The following is an 18954-nucleotide window of genomic DNA, read 5'->3' on the forward strand; positions in this document are numbered from 1 at the left end:
TACGGTTCGCGACATGTCCCTCGAAGCGTCGTCCACTCCGCGCACCGAGCGCAGCGACTTCCAGGCCACCAGCGACCCGGCGCTGCAGGAGGGCGCCGATCGCGGACAGGCCAACCTGCTGGGCTACGGCCAGCTGTACTCGCTGTGGGAACGCCAGCAGTGGGCGGTCGGCGACCTGGACTTCAGCCAGGACCGGATCGACTGGCACGAGCGCTTCGACGACGAGGAGCGCTTCCAGCGGCTGTACGGCCTGTCGTCGTTCTTCGTCGGCGAGCAGCGCGTGGCCCAGGAGCTGGGGCCGATGATGCGCGCCGCGCCGACCGAGGAGCAGCGCATCTTCCTGTGCACGCAGATCGCCGACGAGGCCCGCCACGTCGCGTTCTTCGACGCCTTCTACCGCGAGGTCGGCGTGCTCGAGTCGACCTCGCTGGCCGGCCGGCTGGAGGAGGCCACCGCGCACCTCAACGTCGAGTTCGGCCAGCTGTTCGACGAGGCGCTGAAGTCCCGGGTCGACCGGCTCGCCGTCGCCCCCGACGACACCGAGGCGCTGGTCGAGGCGGTGACGATCTACCACATGATCATCGAGGGGATGCTGGCCCTGACCGGCCAGCACTTCATCACCGACTACAACGAGCGCGAGGGCACGCTGCCCGGGTTCGTCGACGGCTTCACCAAGGTGGCCCGCGACGAGCACCGCCACGTCGCCTTCGGCGCCCGCTTCCTGCGCGACATGGCCGGTGCGAGCGACCGCTACCGCGACGCGATCGTGCGCACGCTGGGCGAGGTCGGCCCGATCGCCGAGGGCGTGCTGCGCCCGAAGTGGATGGAGGGCATCCCCGAGGACGAGGCGGAGCTGTTCGGCTTCTCGATCGCCGAGACGCGCGCGTTCGCGCTGCAGGCGCTCAACCGCCGGCTGAAGGTCATCGGCCTCGTGTAGGGCACTCGTTAGGCTCGGTCGCCATGGCCGACGAGATCACCTTCGACGACTTCTTGACCGTGGACATGCGCGTCGGGCGCGTCGTCGAGGTCGAGGACTTCCCCGAGGCGCGCAAGCCCGCCTGGAAGCTGCGCATCGACTTCGGGCCGGAGCTCGGCATCAAGCGCTCGTCGGCGCAGATCACCAACTACACCAGCGAGGAGCTCGAGGGCTCGCTCGTCGTCGCGGTGGTCAACTTCCCGCCCCGACAGGTCGGCCCGGTCATGTCCGAGGTGCTCGTGCTGGGCGGCATCGAGGCCGACGGGACCGTGCTGATCCTGCGCCCGGACGGCGACGCGACCCCGGGGTCGCGGATCGCCTAGGGCGCCCGGTAGTGCGGCAACTGCCGACCGCACTAGCCCCGGCAAAGCGGCGCGACCTCGCCCTTGCGGCGAGCAACAGCTTGGTAGTGGTCATCCTCGATGACCCGGCCGGTGCGTTGGTTGGTGATCCGGACGACGATCGGATAGGCGCATATGTGCTGAGCGTTCGCTCGCGGTGCGCGCCGATACACATGCCGGCCCGTGACGACGATCGTCGCGTCCCCGTTGGCTGCGGTCGGTCCGGCGGTGACGGTGGCGTTCGATCGCGCTCCGTCGCCCCAGGCGATCGTCGCTGTGCGTGCGTCGCTGGCGAGCTCGTCGCAGCCTGGGAGCAGCGCGCGGGTGACGGTCAGCCGCACGGGCTGACGCACGACGAAGTTCAGTGCCTTGATGTCAGAGGTGGAGAGGTTGCAGCTGGCCGGTTCCGCGGCCTGAAACGCGGTAGCGGTCGGTGCTCGTAGGCCCCCCAGACCCGCGAGCGCGATGGCGCTGAGCAGGCCGGCCGTCAGCACGGGTGCACTCCGCATGGTTGAGCGCATCATGTCACCAGACAGACGCCAAAGCTCCCCATCTGCGTCGGCGCAGTTGCCGACTCAGCGCACTACGGCGTCGTCGCCGGAAGCGCGTCGGTGACGACGGTCGGGTCCACGGCCGGCGGGACGACCGCGGTCGGGTCGACGTTCGGCGCGGCCGGGTCGGTCGGCGGCGGGGTGGCCGCGGGATCGGCGGGCGGGGGCGTCGTCGCCGGGTCGTTGGGCGGCGGGGTGGTGGCGGCCGGATCGGTGGGGGGCGGGGTGGTCGGCGTGGTGGCCGGGGGCGGCACCGCGGTGGGGGTGCCGGGCGTGGTGACGGTGCCGGGCAGGACGGTCACGCCGGTGCCGTCCTGGGCGACGCCGGTGGGCGTGGTCGTCGGCGGCGCGGCGGCCGCGGCGTCCTGCTTGGCCTTCTCGGCGGCGGCGTCCTTGGCGGCCTGCTGCGCGGCAGCGTCCTTCTCGGCCTTGGCCTTGGCGGCGGCGGTGGCCTGCTGGCCGGCCAGCTTCTCGTCGGTCACCGGCTGGGCCTTGGGCTCGGCGACGGCCTTGGGCGGCGCGACGGCGACGGCCACCGGAGCGGGCGTCGGGGCGGCGACCGGCACGGGCTTGGGCGCCGGCGCGACCTTGGCCTGCAGCTCGGGCTTGGCCCGCGACTGCTGGATCCGGTTGGTCGCGTGGTCGACCTCGACGGCGGCGCCGGTGACGATCGCCGCGGCGGCGAGCGTCGCGGCCGTCTTGGAGGCGATCGTCCCGATGCCCGCGGTCAGCGCGCTGGCGGCGCCGGCGCTGCCCGAGGTGGCCACCGCGGCGCTGGCGGCGGTGGCGCCGCCCGCGGAGGCGGTCGTGCCCAGGTGGGCCAGGATGAACTTCTTCAGGAAGAGCAGCGGCGCGACCGGCATGACCGCGGCCAGCGCCTTGTTGGTGTCCTTCAGCTGCTGGCGGAAGGTCGCGCAGCGGTCACAGGTCTTGATGTGGCGGCGGACCGGCGGGCTCATGCGCGTGAGGCCCTCGGCCACCTCGCCGAGCTCGAGGCGCACCTCGTCGCAGGTCAGCTTGCGCGCCTCGGACATCTCGGCCAGACCGACGCGGGCGCGCACGAGCAGCGACTTGACCGACGGGACCGTGGTCTCCATCACGTCGGCGATCTGCTCGTAGGAGAGCGCGTCGATCTCGCGCAGCAGCAGCGCGGTGCGCTGCGTCTCGGGCAGCTCCTGGACGTCGCCGACCAGGAGGCGGAACTCCTCGCGCTTGTGGACCTTGTCGGCGGTGGTCAGGCCGTGGTCGGCCAGGTGGACGTCCATCGAGTCCACGCCGATCGCCGTCTGGCGGCGCAGGTGGTTCAGCGAGCGGTTGCGGGCGATCCGGTACAGCCACGGGCGCACGTTGATCGGGCGGTCGTCCGCGCACATCGCGTTGAACGAGGCGGCGAACACCTCCTGCAGCACGTCCTCGGCGTCCTCACGCGAGTTGAGCATGTGCCGGCAGAAGGCCAGCAGCCGCGACTGATAGCGCGCGACGAGCGTCTCGAAGGCGGCCTGGTTGCCCCGCCGCGTGAGCACGACCAGACGCTCGTCCGACTGCAGGCGCAGCAGCGGCGTCGGTCCGCGGAGGCCCGAGAGGGCGGTGGGCTTGAAGGCAGAGACTTCCATGGGGTGGGGCGTTCCGATGCGGGAACACTGCTGAAACGGTCCAGTTGCGGTCGGAGTTGCGCTGACCGCGCACAACCGTTCGGCCAGAGTGGCGATTCGGTTCGCGTGGGGCGAACCAGATCGCCAATCTGGAGGGCCGGGCCGGCAGCCGGATTAGGATTCGTCGCGCCCTGCCCGGGTGGCGAAACTGGCTATACGCGACCGACTTAAGATCGGTTGTCCGTGAGGGCGTGTGGGTTCGACTCCCACCCCGGGTACTACTCGCCGCGTGACAGCTCCTGGAGCTCGTCGGGCAGGTACGGCAGGTCGAGCAGGCTGAGCTTCACGCGGGTGCGCTGCTGGTGGCGCTCGTGGTCGAGGCGGACGATCAGGCCGGCGCTCGGGCGCAGGCGGACCTGCACGACGTCACCGGCGCCCAGGCGGCCCGCGACGGCGCCGTCGACCTCCAGCGCCGCGGTCCCGCTGTCGGGCAGCAGCGCGAGGTGCAGCGGCTCGGCCGAGGACACGACGAGCGGGCGGCTGATGCCGAACATCGAGGCGGTGGGCGTGACCACGACGGCGTCCAGGCCGGGAGAGACCACCGGGCCGCCCGACGCGTAGGAGTAGGCGGTCGAGCCCATCGGGGTGGCGATCACCACGCCGTCGCCGCGCATGCGGCCGATGCGCTGGCCGCCCACGCGCAGCTGCGCGTGCACGATGCCCTCGCCCGGGATCCGGCTCAGCGCGGTCTCGTTGAAGCCGGCGGTGTGCAGGCCCGGCCCCTCGACGATCAGCGCGCTGTGGGGCTCGATGGTGAACTCGCCGCGTTCCAGGCGGTCCAGCGCGGACTCCAGCTCGTCGGGCTCGATCTCGATCAGGAACCCGAGCTTGCCCAGGTTGACGCCGAGCACCGGCACGTCGCGGCCGACGACCAGGCGCAGCGCGCCGAGCATCGTCCCATCGCCGCCGATGCTGAGCAGCGCCCGCGAGCGCTCGGCCAGATCAGCCTCCGCGACCGGGCGCACGCCGTCGGGACAGCGGTGGACGTCCTCGTGGCGCACCAGCACGTCGGTGCCGCGCTCGCGCGCCCAGGCGACGATCGTCCGGGCCGCGCCCTCCGGGTCGCGCGTGGGATGCAGCACGAGGCCGATCGCGTTGGAGTCCACGCCCCCCATCGTGCCGGATCTGGCAGGCTCAACCTGTGCGCCTGATCCTCAACATCATCTGGTTCGTGCTCTGCGGCCTGTGGCTGGCCATCGGGTACACGCTGGCGGCGCTGATCTGCTTCATCCTGATCATCACGATCCCGTTCGGCGTCGCCTCGCTGCGGATCGCCATGTTCGCGCTGTGGCCGTTCGGCAAGACGGTCATCCGCCGCGACGACGCGGGCGTCGCCTCGGGCATCGGGAACGTCATCTGGTTCGTGCTCTGCGGCTGGTGGCTGGCGATCGGCCATCTGGTCACCGGCGTGGCGCTGTGCATCACGATCATCGGCATCCCGCTGGGCATCGCGAACTTCAAGCTGATCCCCGTCTCGCTGCTGCCGCTGGGCCGCGAGATCGTCGACGTCGACGACCCGCGGCTGACCGGCCAGGTCGTCGTGACGGTTCCCCGGTAGCGCTTCACCTACGATGGGCCTCCTGTGAAGCCCCAGTCGATCGTGGTCATCGTGCTGGCCGTCATCGCGATCGGTGCCGCGGTGGTCCTGACACGCGGTGGCGGCGACGACAACGGCGGCACGAGCACGGGCGGAACCAGCTCGACCGAGACCAGCGCCAAGGCCCCGGCCAACGCGGAGCGGATCAGCTTCGTCGTCTCCCCCGAGAAGGAGGAGCTGCTCAAGCCGGTCGTGCAGGCCTTCAACGACACCGCCACGCAGGCCGACGGCAAGCCCGTGTTCGTCGAGATGGTGGCGATGAACTCCGGCGACGCCGAGAACGCGATCGTCCGGGGCAAGCTCCAGCCCGACGTGTGGTCGCCCGCCTCGTCCTTCTGGGGCAAGCTGCTGAACTTCCAGGCCGACAAGCCCTACGTCGCCGACGACAACGCGTCGATCGTGCGCACGCCGCTGGTGATCGCGATGTGGGAGCCGATGGCCCGCGCGCTCGGCTGGCCCAACAAGCAGGTCGGCTTCGAGGACATCAACCGGCTGGCCACCTCGACGGAAGGCTGGGGCGCGGCGGGCAAGCCCGAGTACGGGCGCTTCAAGTACGTCCACACCAACCCCGACAGCTCGACCTCGGGCGCCTCGGCCGTCGCCGCCTCCTACTACTCGGCCGCCGGCAAGAAGGAGGGGCTGACCGAGGAGGACGTCGAGCAGCAGTCGGCCAAGGTCAAGAACCTCGAGGCCTCGATCGTCCACTACGGCGACTCGACGCTGTTCATCGCCGATCAGCTGTGCGAGCACGGCATGGCCTACGCCAGCGCGGCGGCGATGGAGGAAGCGACGCTGATCGAGCTCAACGGGCGCAAGAACTGCACCGGCGGCAAGCTGGTCGCGCTGTACCCCAAGGACGGCACGTTCTTCAGCGACTCGCCCTACATCGTGCTCGACGCGCCCTGGGTCACGCCGACCAAGCGCGCCGGCGCCGACGCCTTCCAGCAGTACCTGGCCGACAACATCGACGGCGAGACCGCGGGCCGCTACGGCTTCCGCCCCGGCAACCCCGACAAGCCCGCCGGCGGCCTGGTCAACGCCTCGCGGGGCGCCGACGCCGCCCAGCCCGAGCGCGAGCTGCGCCTGCCCGAGCCGAAGGTGGTCGACCGGATCCTGCAGACGTGGCGCCGCGACCGCAAGCCGGCCAACGTGATGCTCGTGCTCGACAACTCCGGCTCGATGAACGACGAGCGCAAGCTCGAGCGGGCCAAGGAGGGGCTGCAGGCCTTCTTCAAGCAGGTCGCGCCGCAGGACGAGATCGGCCTGACGAAGTTCTCCTCCGGCGTGGTGCCCCTGGTCCAGCCCGCGCCGTTCAGCCAGAACAAGGGACAGCTGCAGGCCGCGGTCAACGACATCTTCCCCGAGGACGACACCGCGGTCTACGACGCCACCTTCGAGGCGGTCGAGGCGATCAAGCGCACCGCCGATGAGGACCACATCAACGCGGTCGTCGTGCTCACCGACGGTGACGACACGGCCTCGGGCCGCGACGCCGAGCAGGTCATCGAGCGCCTGCGCCAGGAGGGGAAGGCCGAGTCCAACGGCGTCCGGGTCTTCACGATCGCCTACGGCTCCGAGCCCAACGAGAAGGTGCTGGAGCGCTTCGCCACCGCGTCCGGCGGAAAGGCGTTCGTCGGCAACACCGACGACATCGAGCAGGTCTACCGCTCGATCTCCAGCTTCTTCTGATGGCCCGGCAGATCGAACGGCCGGTCACCCGCGCCAGCCTCCAGCGCAAGCTCGCGGTCAACGCGCTGGCCAAGCCGCTGAACCTGGTCGTCCTGGCCGCGCTGATCGTGGCGGGCATCGTCCTCGGGCTGACCGCGATCGCCATCCCGATCGCCGTGGTCGCCTACCTCGGGCTGGCCGCGATCACGTTCTTCGACGGCGACGAGGCCAAGCGCGTCGGGGCCGAGGCCTACGCGGCCCAGCGGCGCGACGAGCCGCCCATGCTGGACCCGACCACGCTGGATCCGCGCATCGCCCGCCCGGTGGCCGATGCGCAGCGCACCGCCCAGGCGATGCGCGCCGCGATCGCCGCCGCCGACCATCCGTTCACCGACGTCTCGGCCGATGTCGACGCGCTGGTCGAAGCGTTGGAGGTCAGCGCCCGCCGGGCCCAGCTGATCGCCACCACGCTCGAGGACCTGCGCGCGTCCGAGCAGGACCCGCGCAGCATCGACCGCCGCCTGATCGAGCTCAAGCCGCGCGCCGCCGACGCCGACGTGGCCGCGCTGATCGCCGATCTCACCGCCCAGCGCGACGCGACCGAGCGCCTGGCCGAGAAGCTCGAGCGCTTCGAGGTCGGCCTGCAGCGGATCGTGGCCAGCCTCGGGCTGATGCGCACCCGGCTGGCCGAGATGAGCGCCAGCGAGGAGGAGGCGGCCCAGCGCGAGCTGGCCCGGCAGTCGCGCGAGCTGCGCGAGCGCACCGACATGCTGGCCGAGTCGATGGCCGAGGTGTTCGCCGACGACGGCGAGCAGCTCGACGTGGGGCCGCTCGGACCGCGGTCCGCACCGTCGTAGTCTCCTCGCCCATGCCCCGCCTGATGATCGTCATCGCCAGCACGCGGCCCGGCCGCATCGGCCTGCCCGTCGCCGAGTGGTTCCGCGGCCGCGTCGAGGCGCACGGCGCCTTCGAGGTCGACGTCGCCGACATGGCCGAGATCGCCCTGCCGTTCATGGACGAGCCCGCGCACCCGCGCCTGCAGCGCTACGAGCACCAGCACACGAAGGACTGGTCGGCGCGGGTGGCCGCCGCCGACGCCTTCGTGTTCGTGATGCCCGAGTACAACCACGGCTACAACGCGGTGGTCAAGAACGCGCTCGACTACCTGCACAACGAGTGGAAGCACAAGGCGGTCGGCATCGTCTCCTACGGCGGCGTGTCGGCCGGCCTGCGGGCCGTGGCGATGTTCAAGCCCTCGCTGAGCTGCCTGCAGTTGACCGTGGCCACGAACGCGGTGAACATCCCGTTCGTCGCGCAGTTCGTCGACGACGACAGCGTGTTCCAGCCCAACGACACGCTGCAGGAGGTCTCGCTGGCCATGCTCGACGAGCTGATGAAGCTCGACGGCGCCCTGCAGACCCTGCGCAGCTACTAGCCCCGGCTACCCGCGCCGCATCAGGCGTCCGACGGCGCCCATCAGCTCGGCGGTCCGCTCGTCGCGCGTGTCCTCGCCTTCGGCGCCGACCACGCAGTGGCGGGCGTGGTCGTCGAGCAGGCCGAGGGCGACCTTGTCCAGCGCGGCCTGGATCGCCGAGATCTGCGTGAGCACGTCGATGCAGTAGCGGTCCTCGTCGACCATCTTCTCGACGCCGCGCACCTGTCCCTCGATGCGGCGCAGGCGCTTGGTCAGGTCGTCCTTGGTGGCGGTGTAGCCGGGCATGTCCACATTCTACCCCCGGGGGGTACCCTTTCCGCATGGACGTCGCCATCGCCGGAGGCCATGGGCAGATCGCGCTGCGCCTCGCCCGCCTGCTCACCGCTCGCGGGGACACCGTCCGCGCGCTGATCCGCAACCCCGACCACGCCGCCGACGTGGCCGCCAGCGGGGCACGGGCGATCGTCTGCGACCTCGAGGACCCAGCGGCCGACGTCGCGGCCGCGATCGACGGCAGCGACGCCGTCGTGTTCGCCGCGGGCGCCGGACCGGGCAGCGGGGCCGAGCGCAAGCGGTCGATGGACCACCAGGGCGCGGTGCGGCTGATCGACGCCGCCCGACAGGTGCAGACCACGCGCTACGTGATGGTCAGCGCGATGGGCGCCGACGACGCCGACGCGGCCGAGGGCGTGTTCCGGGCCTACCTGGAGGCCAAGGGCGCCGCCGACGACGCGCTGCGGGCCAGCGGCCTGGCCTACACGATCGTCCGCCCCGGGCACCTGACCGACGACCCCGGCACCGGCCGCATCGCGATCGCGCCGCAGTTCGCCAGCAGCGGGGCGATCCCCCGCGACGACGTCGCCGCCACGCTGGCCGTCGTCCTGGACGAGCCGCACACCGCCGGGCTGACCTTCGACCTCCTCAGCGGCGACGCGCCGGTGGCCGAGGCGATCGCCGCGCTCGCCGACCACTGACGCCGCGAGCGCGCGTGCGCCAACCGCGCGCACCGATGATCCAGCGGCCCGGTCGGCGCGCTAGCAGCCAGTGGTGGCGGGAGCTGCCTCCGATCGGACGCCCGGGCAGGGGCGTGACGCGACCGAACAGGTCGTGCCGATCCGCCTGCCCGTGCGGCGCCAGTGGCCCGGCGCGGCGCCGCCTGACCCTCGGCGCCGCGCCGCCGCCCTGCGCCGCAAGCACGCGCTCGATCGTCTCGCCGCGGTCGTCGGCCTGATCACGCTCGCCCCCGTCTTCCTCGCGCTCGTCGTGCTCGTGCGCGTCGCCGGCCGGGGTGGTGGTCGCGCCCTGGTGGGCGTGACGCACTGGGCCTGCGACGGGCGCAGCTTCGCCCGCCTCGCGCTGCGTCCGACCGGCCACGAGGGCGTCGACCGGCTCCTGGCCCGCCACGGCCTGCGCCAGCTGCCCGAGCTGGTCAACGTGGCGCGCGGCGAGATGAGCCTCGTCGGGCCGCGCCCGCGCCGCCTCGACGTGGCCGCCCGACCCGGGCTGCCCGCCACGCGGCTGCGTTCGGGCATCACCGGCTTCGCGCAGGTGCACCAGCCCACCGACGCCGCGCTCGAGCGCCGCCTCGACGCGGTCTACCTCGAGCGCTGGTCGCCGGCCCTGGACCGCCACATCCTGTGGCGCACCGTCGCGGGCGGCCGGTGCCCCTAACCTGCGGCGCGTGCTCCGCGCCCCTCGCCTTCCCGATCCGCCGGCGCTGGACGAGGTGCCGCTGGAGCCCGGCGAGCTGGAGGCGGGCGGGCACGTGCGCGAGCGGCGCCTGCACGAGCCTGACCTGGCCGGGAGCGAGCTGCACGGCGTCGACTTCTCGACCGTCCACTTCGTCGGCGGCGACCTGTCCGGCGCGCAGCTGGACGGCGGCGGGCTGCAGGACGCGCTCGTCGAACGCACGAACCTGGCCAACCTGCGCGCCGTGTCCGCCTCGCTGATCCGCGTGCAGCTGCGCGGGTGTCGGATGACCGGGCTGCAGTGGGCCGAGGGGCTGTGGCGCGACGTCGAGGTGACCGACTGCCGCGCCGACCTCGTGGCGCTGCGCCGCACGCAGCTGGAGCGCGTGACCTTTCGCGACTGCGTGCTGAGCGAGGCCGACCTGATGGAGGCGCGCCTGCGCGAGGTGCGCCTGGAGCGCTGCTCGCTGGTCGGCACCGACCTGCGCGGCACCCGCTTCGAGCGCTGCGAGCTGACCGGCTGCGACCTGGAGGGCCTACAGGGCGTCGGCCGCCTGGACGGGATCACGATGCCCTGGCCGGACATCGTCGACGCGGCCGGCACGTTCGCCTCCGCGCTCGGCGTCCGCGTCGCGGAGGACGGCTAACCCACGAAGGCGCGCACCGCGGCCACGTAGGCCTCGGGCTGCTCGGCGTAGGGGAAGTGTCCGGCGCCCTCGATCGTGACGAGCTGGCCGTCGGCCGCCCGGACCGCCACCGCCCCGGTGTCGGCCGGCGTCGTCGCGCGGTCCTGCGCGCCGGCGATGGCCAGGATCGGCACCGTCACGCCGGCCAGCGAGCCGCTGACGTCGTAGTCGTCGAACGCGTCGCCGTCCATCGCCACGTCGACGCGAAAGCGCACGTGCTCCAGCTGGGCGATCAGCGCCCGACAGGCCGGCCCGTCCGGATCGGCGCAGAAGAACGGCATCTGGCCCGCCCAGGCGGCCCGCAGGTCGGCCTCGGTCTCGACCGCCTCCTCGTCCTCGAAGGCGGCGGCCACGTCGGCCCGGCCGAGCGACTCGACGCGGGCCTCGAAGCCGTCGAAGAAGCGGTGATCGGCCGCGCCGCAGGATGCGATCACCCGCGCCGCGTGCCCGGGGAGCTCGACGGCGTGGGTGAGCGCGACGAACGAGCCGAAGGAGTGGCCGAGCAGCGTGTAGGGCGCCAGGCCCTGCGCGTCGGCGAAGCGGCTGACGGCGCGCGCGTAGCCCGACAGCGAGCGCTGGCCCGGCAGGCTGTCGCCCGACAGGCCGTGATCGGGCAGGTCCAACGCGATCACCCGATGGGTGTCGCCCAGCGGGGTCAGCCACTCGCCGAACATCGCGCCGTCGGTTCCCGGACCGGGATGCAGCGCCACGATCGCCGCGCCGTTGCGCGGGCCCCACTCGCGCCAGTGCAGGGCAACGCCGCCGACGTCGGCGCGGCTCACGCGCCCCGCTCGAGACGCTCGACCATCACCGAGGTGGACTTCACCACCGCGGTCGCCGTCACGCCCGGCCGCAGGTCCAGCTCGTCGGCCGCCTCGCGCGACATCAGCGACACGACGCGGTAGGGACCGCAGGCCAGCTCGACCTTGGCCATCACGCCGTCCTTCTCGACGGCCACGACCACGCCGCTCAGGCGGTTGCGGGCGCTGGTGCGCTCGCCGCCGGCCGCGCGCTCGCGCAGCAGCCGGGCCAGCTCGTCGGCGGGCAGGTAGCGCTGGCTGCCCTGGCGTTCGAAGTGGATCTTCCCGTCGCGCTCCCAGCGGCGGAGCGTGTCGGTGGAGACGCCCAGCGCCTGCGCGGCGGCGCCGATGCGGATCCGCTCCGCCACTACGCCGCGTGGACTTCCGCGGCGGTGGCGTCCTCGCTGGGCGCGATCGCCGCGAGCACGCGCTCGGCGACCGCGATGTCGCCGGCGACCGCCAGCGCGTCGAGGGCGCCGGCCGGGCCGAGGGCGGCGATCCAATCGGCCTCCGTGCCGGAGATCGTCGCGTCGACGACCTCCTCCGGCGCGCGCTCGTGCAGCGTCGCCGGCCCGTCTCCGATCCCCAGCCAGTAGCTGCGCTCGCCGACGCGCAGCTCGACCAGCGCCAGCGGCGCCTCGGCCAGCAGCCCCGCCGTCGAGCGGAAGACGGCGCCGACGTCGATCGACTCGTTGGGTCGCGGATGGCTCCAGGCCCAGCGGTAGCCCCAACGCGACAGCTCGGCGAGCACGGGCACCAGCTCGCGGGCGCGCTCGGTCAGCTCGTAGTCGACGCGCGGCGGCACCTCGCGGTAGCGCTGACGCGTGAGCAACCCGTCGGCCACCATCCGGTTCAGGCGGGAGCGCAGCTGCTCGGTCGAGATGCCGGGCAGCACCCGCTGCAGCTCGACGAAACGCCGCGGCCCGGAGACGAGGTCGCGGACGATCAGCAGCGTCCACTTGTCGCCGACGAGGTCGAGCGCACGGGCATCCGGCGACCACTGGTCGTATGGATGCCTCTTTGGGGAGGGGACGGCGGGTATGTCGGTGGCCTCCTGCCTGGCCGGTGCGTGTACTGCTGGACCGCCCGGCAAGCCTACCTGAGCAGGTCAAGTTCGCGGACAAACATCTGCTGCCGGTTGGCGCAAGTTCTGGGTACCACCTTCGTTTACCAGAACGTGGGCACGCTGATCTCCCTAGACGACCGCCGCCGCGCCCGCGCCCGCACCGGCGTGCGCGCGCGCCGCGCGACGTTCTACTTCGATCTCGCCGACCCGGCCACGTACCTGGCCGCCGAGCGCGTCGAGCGCCTGGCCGTGCCCGTGGCCTGGCAGCCGGCGACGCTGCCCGGAGCGGCGCTGAGCGCCGAGGCCACGACGGCGCGCCGGGCCCGTGAGCTGGGGCTGCCGATCGTCTGGCCCGAGCGCCATCCGGCCGCGCTGCCGCTGGCCATGCGCGTGGCCGCGCACGCCGGGCGCCAGGGCCGCGGGGCCGAGTTCGTGCTCGCCGCGACGCGCCTGGCCTTCTGCGGCGGCTTCGACCTGGAGGACCCGACGGTCTTTGCCGAGGCGGTGGCCGCGGCGGGCATGGACCTGGACGCCGCGCTGTGGGCCGCGGGCGCCCCCGAGCTCGACACCGAGATCGAGTTGGCCGGCCGCTTCCTGGTCGAGCACGGCGCCACGTCGATGCCGGTCGTGCAGGCGGGGCGGACGCTGTTCGCGGGCGAGGCCCGGCTGGCCGACGCGGCGGCGGCGCTGCGCGGCGACGGCCTAGTGCGAACGCCAGCGTTCAGGTAACCTGCCGCGGCATGGCTGCCGAAACCGAGCAACAGACCAAGCTTCACGGAGGGCGCCTGGTCGCCAAGCGCCTCAAGGCCCACGGCGTGACGAAGCTCTTCACGCTCTCCGGTGGACACCTCTTCTCGATCTACGACGGGTGCCGTGAGGAGGGGATCGACCTCGTCGACGTGCGCCACGAGCAGACCGCCGCGTTCGCGGCCGAGGGCTGGGCCAAGGTCACCCGGCAGCCCGGCGTCGCCGCGCTGACCGCTGGTCCCGGCGTCACCAACGGCATGAGCGCGCTCGGGTCGGCCCAGCAGAACGGCTCCCCGCTGATCGTGCTCGGCGGCCGCGCGCCGGCGCTGCGCTGGGGGCAGGGCTCGTTGCAGGAGGTCGACCACGTCCCGTTCGTCGCTCCGCTGACCAAGTCCGCCCGCACGCCCGGCTCGACGGCCGAGATCCCGCCGCTGGTCGACGAGGCGATCGTCGGCGCGATGACGGCGCCCACCGGCCCGACCTTCGTCGACTTCCCGCTGGACTACGTCTTCATGGAGCTCGACGAGGAGCCTGCGTCCAGCGCGCGGATCGCCGACCCACGCGACACGCCGGCCGCCGACGGCGTCGAGCAGGCCATCGAGCTGCTGGCCGGCGCCAAGCGCCCGGTGATCATGGCCGGCACGGGCCTGTACTGGGCCCACGGCGAGGAGGCGCTCAACGCCCTCGTGCAGCAGCGCCGGATCCCCGCGTTCGCCAACGGCCAGGCGCGCGGCTGCGTCGCGGCCGACCACGAGCTCGCCTTCTCGCGCGCCCGCTCGACGGCGCTCAAGGGCGCCGACGTGGCGCTCGTGGTCGGCGTGCCGATGGACTTCCGCCTGGCCTTCGGCGGCGCGTTCGGCGACGACACGAAGATCGTCGTGATCGACAGCGCCAAGTCCGATCGCACGCCGGTGCGCTCGCCCGACGTGGAGCTGTACGGCGGCATCGCCGCCACGCTCGACGCGCTGGCCTCGGCCGGCGGTGCCTTGGACACCCAGCCGTGGGTCGACGAGCTGCGCGCGCTGGAGACCGAGCGTCGCGCGGCCGAGCAGGCCGAGCGCGAGGACGACCGCTCGCCGCTGCACCCGATGCGCCTGTACGCCGAGCTCGCCTCGGTGCTCGACCGCAACGCGATCATCATCGGCGACGGGGGCGACTTCGTCTCCTACGCCGGGCGTGTGATCGACTCCTACGAGCCGGGCTGCTGGCTGGACCCGGGCCCGTTCGGCTGCCTGGGCGCGGGGCCCGGCTACGCGCTGGCCGCCAAGATCGCCCACCCCGACCGCCAGGTCGTGCTGCTCCAGGGCGACGGCGCGTTCGGCTTCAGCGGCATGGAGTTCGACACGCTGGCCCGGCACGGGGTCAACGTCGTGTCGGTGATGGGCAACAACGGCATCTGGGCGCTGGAGAAGCACCCGATGGAGTTCCTGTACGGGTACTCGGTCGTGGCCGAGCTGCGCCCGGAGACGCCCTACCACACGGTCGTGGAGGCCCTGGGCGGGCATCCCGAGCTGGTGCGCGCGCCCGACGAGCTGCGGCCGGCGCTGGAACGCGCCTTCGCGGCGGGCAAGCCGGCGCTGGTCAACGTGCTCACCGACCCGGACGTGATCTACCCGCGCAAGGCCAACCTGGCCTGACCGCGCATTATCGGCGACAGTGCGTCATCTCCCCACTTCTGTGGGCCAATCTGGACGTTCGTACGATGGCGGGGTCGTTGCGGCGCGAAGATACTGCTGTGCGTCGGGTGTCCGGGGGTCCGTGCCGAAAGGCTGTGCCTCTAGGCATTCGATACATAGGCTCGGGCGAAGCCGCATCGAATCGGCGCCTCCCGCCGCCTGAGCCACCCGAAACCGGCCCCTGCATGGCACGTACCCCTGCCCGTCCTGTCGGGGCCACCTTCGAAAGCCGTCCCGTTCGCGCGGGGCGGCTTTCGAGCTAGTTGGCCGCCTCGCGGGCGACGCCGTAGAGCAGGTCGTGCTCGGAGACGGTCAGCTGCTGCAGGTCGAAGAGCCGCAGCGCCTCGATCAGCAGGACCGTGCCGGCGACGATCACCGAGGCGCGGTCGGGGTGCAGCCCGCGCAGGCGCTGCAGCTCGGGCAGCGACATCGACGACAGGCGCGCGAGCAGCATCTCGCACGTCGCCCGCTCCAGCACGTACCCCTCGACCCGGGCCGGCTCGTAGGGCTCGAGCTCGAGCTCGATCGCCGCCAGGGACGTCGCGGTGCCCGCCACGCCGATCGCCGCCTCGGGCACGTAGGTCATCGCGTGCGGCACCGCGGCGGCGTAGATGCGGCGTACGTCGTCGGTCAGCGCCTGCAGCTCGTGGTCGCGGGGCGGGTCGTGGGCGATGTGGCGCTCGCTCTGGCGGACCACGCCGGCCTGCGTGGAGACGTGGAAGCGGATCGCGGCGCCCGCGCCGATCACCAGCTCGGTCGAGCCGCCGCCGACGTCGATGACCAGCGTGGGTCGCGGGTCGCTGCCCGCGGTCGCCCCCAGGTAGGTCAGCGCGGCCTCTTGGTCGCCGCTGAGCTCGCGCGCGTCCAGGCCGAAGCGATCGCGCACCTCGCCGACGAACGCCGGCCCGTTGGCGGCGTCGCGCACGGCGCTGGTCAGCACCGCGACGGCGGCCTGCGCGCCGGCGGCGTCGATCGCCGAGCGGTACTCCTCCAGCACGCCGCGGACGCGCGCCATCGCGCCATCGGCCAGCCGGCCGGTCGCGTCGACGCCCTCGCCCAGGCGCGTGACGATCGAGCGGCGATCGACCTCGGTCACGGCCTGCCCGTCGACGTCGGCGACCAGCAGCCGCGTCGAGTTCGTGCCCACGTCGACGACCGCGACCCTCACAGCGCCACCGGATGGGGCATCGGGCGGCCGTCGAGGGCGGCCAGCAGGTTGTCGACGGCCAGGTCGGCCATGCGCGCCCGCGTCGTCGCGGTGGCCGAGCCGATGTGGGGCAGGACGATCAGGTTGGGCGCGGCCAGCAGCGGGTGATCGGCGGGCAGCGGCTCGGGATCGGTGACGTCCAGGCCGGCGGCGCCGAGCTGGCCGCTGCGCAGCGCGTCGGCCAGCGCGTCCTGGTCTACGATCGGGCCGCGCGCCGTGTTGACCAGAATGGCGCCCGGCTTCATCCGGGCCAGCGCGTCGGCGTCGATCAGATGGCGCGTGGCGGCGGTCAGCGGCACGTGCAGCGAGACCACGTCGGCGCGCTCGAGCACCTCCTCGAGGGGCAGCGGCCGCGCGGTCAGGACCTCCATCCCGAAGCCCGCGGCCCGCCGCGCGACGGCCTGGCCGATGCGCCCGGCGCCGATGATCCCCAGCGTCGCGCCGTTGAGCTCCAGGCCCAGCCAGCCGTCCGGCGTCCACGTCTGCCAGCGGCCCGCGCGCACGTCGCGCTCGGCCTCGGGCAGCCGCCGCGCCGCGGCCAGCAGCAGCGCGAAGGCCAGGTCGGCCGTGGCCTCGGTGAGCACGTCGGGCGTGTTGCCCACGGCGACGCCGTGCGCGCGGGCGGCGGCGCGGTCGACGTTGTCGGTGCCGACCGCGTACACGGCCACCGCCCGCAGCGTGGGCGCCGCCGACAGCAGGGCATCATCGACGCGGTCGGTGAGCGTGCACAGCAGCCCGTCGGCGCCGGCGCACAACGCGTGCAGCGCCTCGACGGGAGCGGGACGGTCCTCCTCCCAGGTGACCACGTCGTGTGCCGCGGCCAGGCGGTCGAGCGCGGGGAAGGGGAGGCGGTGGGAGACGGCGACGCGACCCATGTCGGACGGATCATCGCTGGTAGCGTGCAGTCCATGACCCCCGACCAGCACGGCGGAGCAGATCGCGTCCACGGTGGCGAGGCCTCGTTGGGCGACGCGCAGTCGTCCAACCCGCCCGACGACCCGGACATGCTGACCTCGACCGAGTACCTCGACACCGACACCGACTACGAAGGCGACGGTCCCGAGCCGCCCAAGGAGCGCGGCAACGAGGACCCGGCGCCCAACGCGCCGTAGTCAGCGCTCGGTCAGCGCCCGCAGCAGCAGCGGTAGGACCGCGCGCAGCTCGGGCGCCTGATCGCCCGCGGCGGCCTGGTGCAGCCCGATCCCGTCGATCGTGGCCACCACCATGCCCGCCGTGGCCGCCGGATCCGGCACGCCGGCGGCCTGCAGCGCCAGCTCGGCCACCTCGCGGTATGCGCGCAGCGACTCCGCCGCGACGTCCCGCAGCTCGGGATCGCGCGCGGCCTCGAGGTACAGGTCGAACTGCGCGACGTCCGGGTGGCCACCCTCGAACTGCGTGGTGAACGCGTCGACCACGGCGGGTCCGTCGGCACCGGAGGCGATCAGCGCGTCGGTCAGCGCGCGCAGGCGACCCGCGTCCTCGCGCACGTGCAGGCGCAGCGCCTCGCGCAGCAGGTCCTGCTTGGAGGCGAAGTAGTAGGTCAGCGACCCGAGCGGTACGGCCGCCGCCTCGGCCACGGTGCGGTGGGTGACGCCGGCCACGCCGTCGCGCGCGATGACGGTCAGCGTGGCGCGCAGGATCTGCTCGACCCGTTCGTGACCCCGCGCCTGTCGAGCCGGTGACGCCTCCATTGGCTGCGGACCGTAGCGCAAAAGTTGTACGCAAGTACGAGGTTGTTGTACGTTGCCGTTCGCATGCCACGGGGAATCGATCGCCGGGCGTTCCTTGGGGTCGGGGGCGCCGCGCTCATCTGCACCATCGGGGGAAAGTCCTTTGAGATCACGTCGCCGGACGACGTGGCCAAGGTCGACGAGATCGCCCGCAACCTCTCCAAGCCCAAGGCCCTGAAGGCGCGCGCGGCCGGCGTGCCGCCCAAGGCGAAGGTCGTCCGCGGCCAGGTGCCCGCCATCGACGGCCTGCAGTTCGGCACGCCCGAGCCGCGGCCCGGCGGCCAGGTGCGCGAGTACTGGATCGAGGCCAAGAGCGCGCCCTGGGACGTCGCGCCCTCGGGCTACGACGAGTTCATGGCCGAGCCGATCCCGCGGCCGCGCTCCTTCCAGGCCTTCGCCTACCGCCTGTGGAGCGAGGGCTTCGCCGCGCCGCTGGGCGAGGCCACGATCCCCGGCCCGCTGCTGGAGGCCGAGGTCGGCGACGTGCTGCGCGTCCACTTCCGCAACGGCGACGAGCACTTCGGCCAGGCGGTGACCATGCACCCGCACGGCGTTCGCTACACGCCCGACTACGACGGCGCCTACCAGGGCGACTTCACCCGCGTCGGCGGCTTCATCGCCCCCGGCGAGGAGTTCACCTACACGTGGGAGGCGACCCCCGACAGCGTCGGCGTGTGGCCGTACCACGACCACGGTCCCAACGAGGAGCTGAACACCCACCGGGGGCTGTTCGGCTGCATCGCCATCCGTGAGAAGGGGGCCAAGCGCCCCAACGTCGAGGCGTTTCTGTACTTCCACTCGTTCCTGCCGGCCATCACCAAGCTGCGCAAGAACTTCCAGTGCATCAACGGCCGGGTCGCGGCAGGGAACACGCCGACGATCCAGGCCAAGGTCGGCGACGACGTGGCGTTCCACGTCTTCGGCGGCGACGACATGCTCCACACGTTTCACATCCATGGTCACCGCTGGACTGCGGCGGATGGGACGCATGTGGATAACCAGCTGCTCGGCCCGATGACCTCGGTGACCGCGCGCTGGACGGAGGACAACCCGGGGCGCTGGCTCTATCACTGCCACGTGCTGTCGCACATGCACGCGGGCATGACCGGCTGGTACCTCGTTCAACCCTAGGAG

Annotated in this window: 23 protein-coding genes and 1 tRNA gene; 14 read left to right on the top strand and 10 right to left on the bottom strand. The window is 72.8% G+C overall.

Translation table 11 applies throughout. The features are described from left to right. The first annotated feature begins 13 nt into the window (after positions 1 to 13). Both ACZ5UI_RS25630 and ACZ5UI_RS25635 read left to right on the top strand, forming a co-directional pair. Positions 14 to 937: a ribonucleotide-diphosphate reductase subunit beta gene (locus tag ACZ5UI_RS25630; protein ID WP_464192521.1), complete on the top strand. Its 924-nt coding sequence runs from the start codon at positions 14 to 16 to the stop codon at positions 935 to 937. Between the two features lie 23 nt (positions 938 to 960). Then, the gene (locus ACZ5UI_RS25635; protein ID WP_464192523.1) at positions 961 to 1299 is read left to right on the top strand and encodes a tRNA-binding protein; all 339 of its coding nucleotides are present in this window, start codon (positions 961 to 963) and stop codon (positions 1297 to 1299) included. Between the two features lie 32 nt (positions 1300 to 1331). On the opposite strand, the gene ACZ5UI_RS25640 is transcribed toward ACZ5UI_RS25635, so the two are convergent. Together ACZ5UI_RS25640 and ACZ5UI_RS25645 are read right to left on the bottom strand one after the other, a co-directional pair. Beyond that, a complete protein-coding gene (locus ACZ5UI_RS25640; RefSeq protein ID WP_464192525.1) occupies positions 1332 to 1811 on the bottom strand; it encodes a hypothetical protein in 480 nt (159 codons plus the stop codon). Positions 1812 to 1900: 89 nt separating this feature from the next. Next, a complete protein-coding gene (locus ACZ5UI_RS25645; RefSeq protein WP_464192528.1) occupies positions 1901 to 3481 on the bottom strand; it encodes an RNA polymerase sigma factor in 1581 nt (526 codons plus the stop codon). A 172-nt stretch (positions 3482 to 3653) separates the two neighbouring features. Between ACZ5UI_RS25645 and ACZ5UI_RS25650 the strand changes: the two genes are divergently transcribed. After that, positions 3654 to 3738: transfer RNA gene (locus ACZ5UI_RS25650), tRNA-Leu, on the top strand. Here ACZ5UI_RS25650 and ACZ5UI_RS25655 read toward each other — a convergent pair. After that, positions 3739 to 4626: an NAD(+)/NADH kinase gene (locus ACZ5UI_RS25655; protein ID WP_464192530.1), complete on the bottom strand. Its 888-nt coding sequence runs from the start codon at positions 4624 to 4626 to the stop codon at positions 3739 to 3741. Between the two features lie 35 nt (positions 4627 to 4661). Here ACZ5UI_RS25655 and ACZ5UI_RS25660 point away from each other — a divergent pair, with 35 nt between their 5' ends. The 4 genes from ACZ5UI_RS25660 to ACZ5UI_RS25675 are packed head-to-tail and all read left to right on the top strand — an operon-like array spanning position 4662 to position 8220. Beyond that, the gene (locus ACZ5UI_RS25660) at positions 4662 to 5078 is read left to right on the top strand and encodes a YccF domain-containing protein (protein WP_464192532.1); all 417 of its coding nucleotides are present in this window, start codon (positions 4662 to 4664) and stop codon (positions 5076 to 5078) included. 24 nt (positions 5079 to 5102) lie between these two features. After that, on the top strand, positions 5103 to 6806 hold the full coding sequence (locus ACZ5UI_RS25665; protein WP_464192535.1) for a vWA domain-containing protein: 1704 nt from the start codon (positions 5103 to 5105) through the stop codon (positions 6804 to 6806). Further along, the gene (locus ACZ5UI_RS25670; protein ID WP_464192537.1) at positions 6806 to 7642 is read left to right on the top strand and encodes a hypothetical protein; all 837 of its coding nucleotides are present in this window, start codon (positions 6806 to 6808) and stop codon (positions 7640 to 7642) included. Before ACZ5UI_RS25665 ends, ACZ5UI_RS25670 begins: the two co-directional genes overlap by 1 nt. Before the next feature lie 11 nt (positions 7643 to 7653). After that, on the top strand, positions 7654 to 8220 hold the full coding sequence (locus ACZ5UI_RS25675) for an NADPH-dependent FMN reductase (protein ID WP_464192539.1): 567 nt from the start codon (positions 7654 to 7656) through the stop codon (positions 8218 to 8220). Between the two features lie 6 nt (positions 8221 to 8226). Here the strand turns inward: ACZ5UI_RS25675 and ACZ5UI_RS25680 are convergent, their stop codons facing one another. Beyond that, positions 8227 to 8505 (bottom strand): metal-sensitive transcriptional regulator, encoded by a 279-nt coding sequence (locus ACZ5UI_RS25680; RefSeq protein WP_464192542.1) that lies wholly within the window; start codon positions 8503 to 8505, stop codon positions 8227 to 8229. 35 nt (positions 8506 to 8540) lie between these two features. Between ACZ5UI_RS25680 and ACZ5UI_RS25685 the strand changes: the two genes are divergently transcribed. The 3 genes from ACZ5UI_RS25685 to ACZ5UI_RS25695 all read left to right on the top strand — a co-directional run bounded on the left by ACZ5UI_RS25685 (position 8541) and on the right by ACZ5UI_RS25695 (position 10555). Further along, positions 8541 to 9194: an SDR family oxidoreductase gene (locus tag ACZ5UI_RS25685; protein WP_464192544.1), complete on the top strand. Its 654-nt coding sequence runs from the start codon at positions 8541 to 8543 to the stop codon at positions 9192 to 9194. Positions 9195 to 9267: 73 nt separating this feature from the next. Continuing rightward, entirely contained in the window at positions 9268 to 9891 is a 624-nt protein-coding gene (locus tag ACZ5UI_RS25690; RefSeq protein WP_464192546.1) for a sugar transferase, read from the top strand. 10 nt (positions 9892 to 9901) lie between these two features. Further along, positions 9902 to 10555 carry a pentapeptide repeat-containing protein gene (locus ACZ5UI_RS25695; protein WP_464192549.1) on the top strand — a complete coding sequence of 218 codons (654 nt, stop codon included), beginning with the start codon at positions 9902 to 9904 and terminating at the stop codon, positions 10553 to 10555. Here ACZ5UI_RS25695 and ACZ5UI_RS25700 read toward each other — a convergent pair. Genes ACZ5UI_RS25700 through ACZ5UI_RS25710 form a run of 3 tightly spaced genes read right to left on the bottom strand, consistent with a single transcriptional unit; the run spans position 10552 to position 12487 of the window. After that, the gene (locus ACZ5UI_RS25700) at positions 10552 to 11376 is read right to left on the bottom strand and encodes an alpha/beta fold hydrolase (protein ID WP_464192551.1); all 825 of its coding nucleotides are present in this window, start codon (positions 11374 to 11376) and stop codon (positions 10552 to 10554) included. The genes ACZ5UI_RS25695 and ACZ5UI_RS25700 overlap by 4 nt on opposite strands. After that, entirely contained in the window at positions 11373 to 11762 is a 390-nt protein-coding gene (locus tag ACZ5UI_RS25705) for a TOBE domain-containing protein (protein WP_464192554.1), read from the bottom strand. The genes ACZ5UI_RS25700 and ACZ5UI_RS25705 overlap by 4 nt, the downstream gene beginning before the upstream one ends. Beyond that, positions 11762 to 12487 (bottom strand): winged helix-turn-helix transcriptional regulator, encoded by a 726-nt coding sequence (locus ACZ5UI_RS25710; protein ID WP_464192556.1) that lies wholly within the window; start codon positions 12485 to 12487, stop codon positions 11762 to 11764. The genes ACZ5UI_RS25705 and ACZ5UI_RS25710 overlap by 1 nt, the downstream gene beginning before the upstream one ends. A gap of 84 nt (positions 12488 to 12571) precedes the next feature. On the opposite strand from ACZ5UI_RS25710, the gene ACZ5UI_RS25715 reads away from it, so the two are divergent. Next, the gene (locus ACZ5UI_RS25715; RefSeq protein ID WP_464192558.1) at positions 12572 to 13189 is read left to right on the top strand and encodes a DsbA family protein; all 618 of its coding nucleotides are present in this window, start codon (positions 12572 to 12574) and stop codon (positions 13187 to 13189) included. 11 nt (positions 13190 to 13200) lie between these two features. After that, positions 13201 to 14844, top strand: a complete 1644-nt coding sequence (locus ACZ5UI_RS25720; protein WP_464192560.1) for an acetolactate synthase — start codon at positions 13201 to 13203, stop codon at positions 14842 to 14844. A 298-nt stretch (positions 14845 to 15142) separates the two neighbouring features. Here the strand turns inward: ACZ5UI_RS25720 and ACZ5UI_RS25725 are convergent, their stop codons facing one another. Both ACZ5UI_RS25725 and ACZ5UI_RS25730 read right to left on the bottom strand, forming a co-directional pair. Continuing rightward, complete coding sequence (locus ACZ5UI_RS25725) at positions 15143 to 16051, bottom strand: Ppx/GppA phosphatase family protein (protein WP_464192562.1); 909 nt, start codon at positions 16049 to 16051, stop codon at positions 15143 to 15145. Beyond that, positions 16048 to 16965 (bottom strand): 2-hydroxyacid dehydrogenase, encoded by a 918-nt coding sequence (locus ACZ5UI_RS25730; RefSeq protein ID WP_464192564.1) that lies wholly within the window; start codon positions 16963 to 16965, stop codon positions 16048 to 16050. Before ACZ5UI_RS25730 ends, ACZ5UI_RS25725 begins: the two co-directional genes overlap by 4 nt. A gap of 33 nt (positions 16966 to 16998) precedes the next feature. Here ACZ5UI_RS25730 and ACZ5UI_RS25735 point away from each other — a divergent pair, with 33 nt between their 5' ends. Further along, positions 16999 to 17202, top strand: coding sequence for a hypothetical protein (locus ACZ5UI_RS25735; protein WP_464192567.1), 204 nt, complete (start codon positions 16999 to 17001; stop codon positions 17200 to 17202). Here the strand turns inward: ACZ5UI_RS25735 and ACZ5UI_RS25740 are convergent, their stop codons facing one another. Continuing rightward, the gene (locus tag ACZ5UI_RS25740) at positions 17203 to 17781 is read right to left on the bottom strand and encodes a TetR/AcrR family transcriptional regulator (protein ID WP_464192569.1); all 579 of its coding nucleotides are present in this window, start codon (positions 17779 to 17781) and stop codon (positions 17203 to 17205) included. Between the two features lie 63 nt (positions 17782 to 17844). Between ACZ5UI_RS25740 and ACZ5UI_RS25745 the strand changes: the two genes are divergently transcribed. Continuing rightward, positions 17845 to 18951, top strand: a complete 1107-nt coding sequence (locus ACZ5UI_RS25745) for a multicopper oxidase domain-containing protein (RefSeq protein WP_464192571.1) — start codon at positions 17845 to 17847, stop codon at positions 18949 to 18951. The last annotated feature ends 3 nt before the right edge of the window (positions 18952 to 18954 follow it).

This window comes from Conexibacter sp. JCM 18997 (assembly GCF_055391915.1).

What these genes read in the sequence shown, in the direction of transcription:
- ACZ5UI_RS25740 (WP_464192569.1), bottom strand. Translation starts at nt 17,781, where the DNA reads ATGGAGGCGTCACCGGCTCGACAGGCGCGGGGTCACGAACGGGTCGAG.
- ACZ5UI_RS25630 (WP_464192521.1), top strand. Translation starts at nt 14, where the DNA reads ATGTCCCTCGAAGCGTCGTCCACTCCGCGCACCGAGCGCAGCGACTTC.
- ACZ5UI_RS25720 (WP_464192560.1), top strand. Translation starts at nt 13,201, where the DNA reads ATGGCTGCCGAAACCGAGCAACAGACCAAGCTTCACGGAGGGCGCCTG.
- ACZ5UI_RS25730 (WP_464192564.1), bottom strand. Translation starts at nt 16,965, where the DNA reads ATGGGTCGCGTCGCCGTCTCCCACCGCCTCCCCTTCCCCGCGCTCGAC.
- ACZ5UI_RS25745 (WP_464192571.1), top strand. Translation starts at nt 17,845, where the DNA reads ATGCCACGGGGAATCGATCGCCGGGCGTTCCTTGGGGTCGGGGGCGCC.
- ACZ5UI_RS25680 (WP_464192542.1), bottom strand. Translation starts at nt 8,505, where the DNA reads ATGCCCGGCTACACCGCCACCAAGGACGACCTGACCAAGCGCCTGCGC.
- ACZ5UI_RS25670 (WP_464192537.1), top strand. Translation starts at nt 6,806, where the DNA reads ATGGCCCGGCAGATCGAACGGCCGGTCACCCGCGCCAGCCTCCAGCGC.
- ACZ5UI_RS25735 (WP_464192567.1), top strand. Translation starts at nt 16,999, where the DNA reads ATGACCCCCGACCAGCACGGCGGAGCAGATCGCGTCCACGGTGGCGAG.
- ACZ5UI_RS25635 (WP_464192523.1), top strand. Translation starts at nt 961, where the DNA reads ATGGCCGACGAGATCACCTTCGACGACTTCTTGACCGTGGACATGCGC.
- ACZ5UI_RS25675 (WP_464192539.1), top strand. Translation starts at nt 7,654, where the DNA reads ATGCCCCGCCTGATGATCGTCATCGCCAGCACGCGGCCCGGCCGCATC.
- ACZ5UI_RS25685 (WP_464192544.1), top strand. Translation starts at nt 8,541, where the DNA reads ATGGACGTCGCCATCGCCGGAGGCCATGGGCAGATCGCGCTGCGCCTC.
- ACZ5UI_RS25645 (WP_464192528.1), bottom strand. Translation starts at nt 3,481, where the DNA reads ATGGAAGTCTCTGCCTTCAAGCCCACCGCCCTCTCGGGCCTCCGCGGA.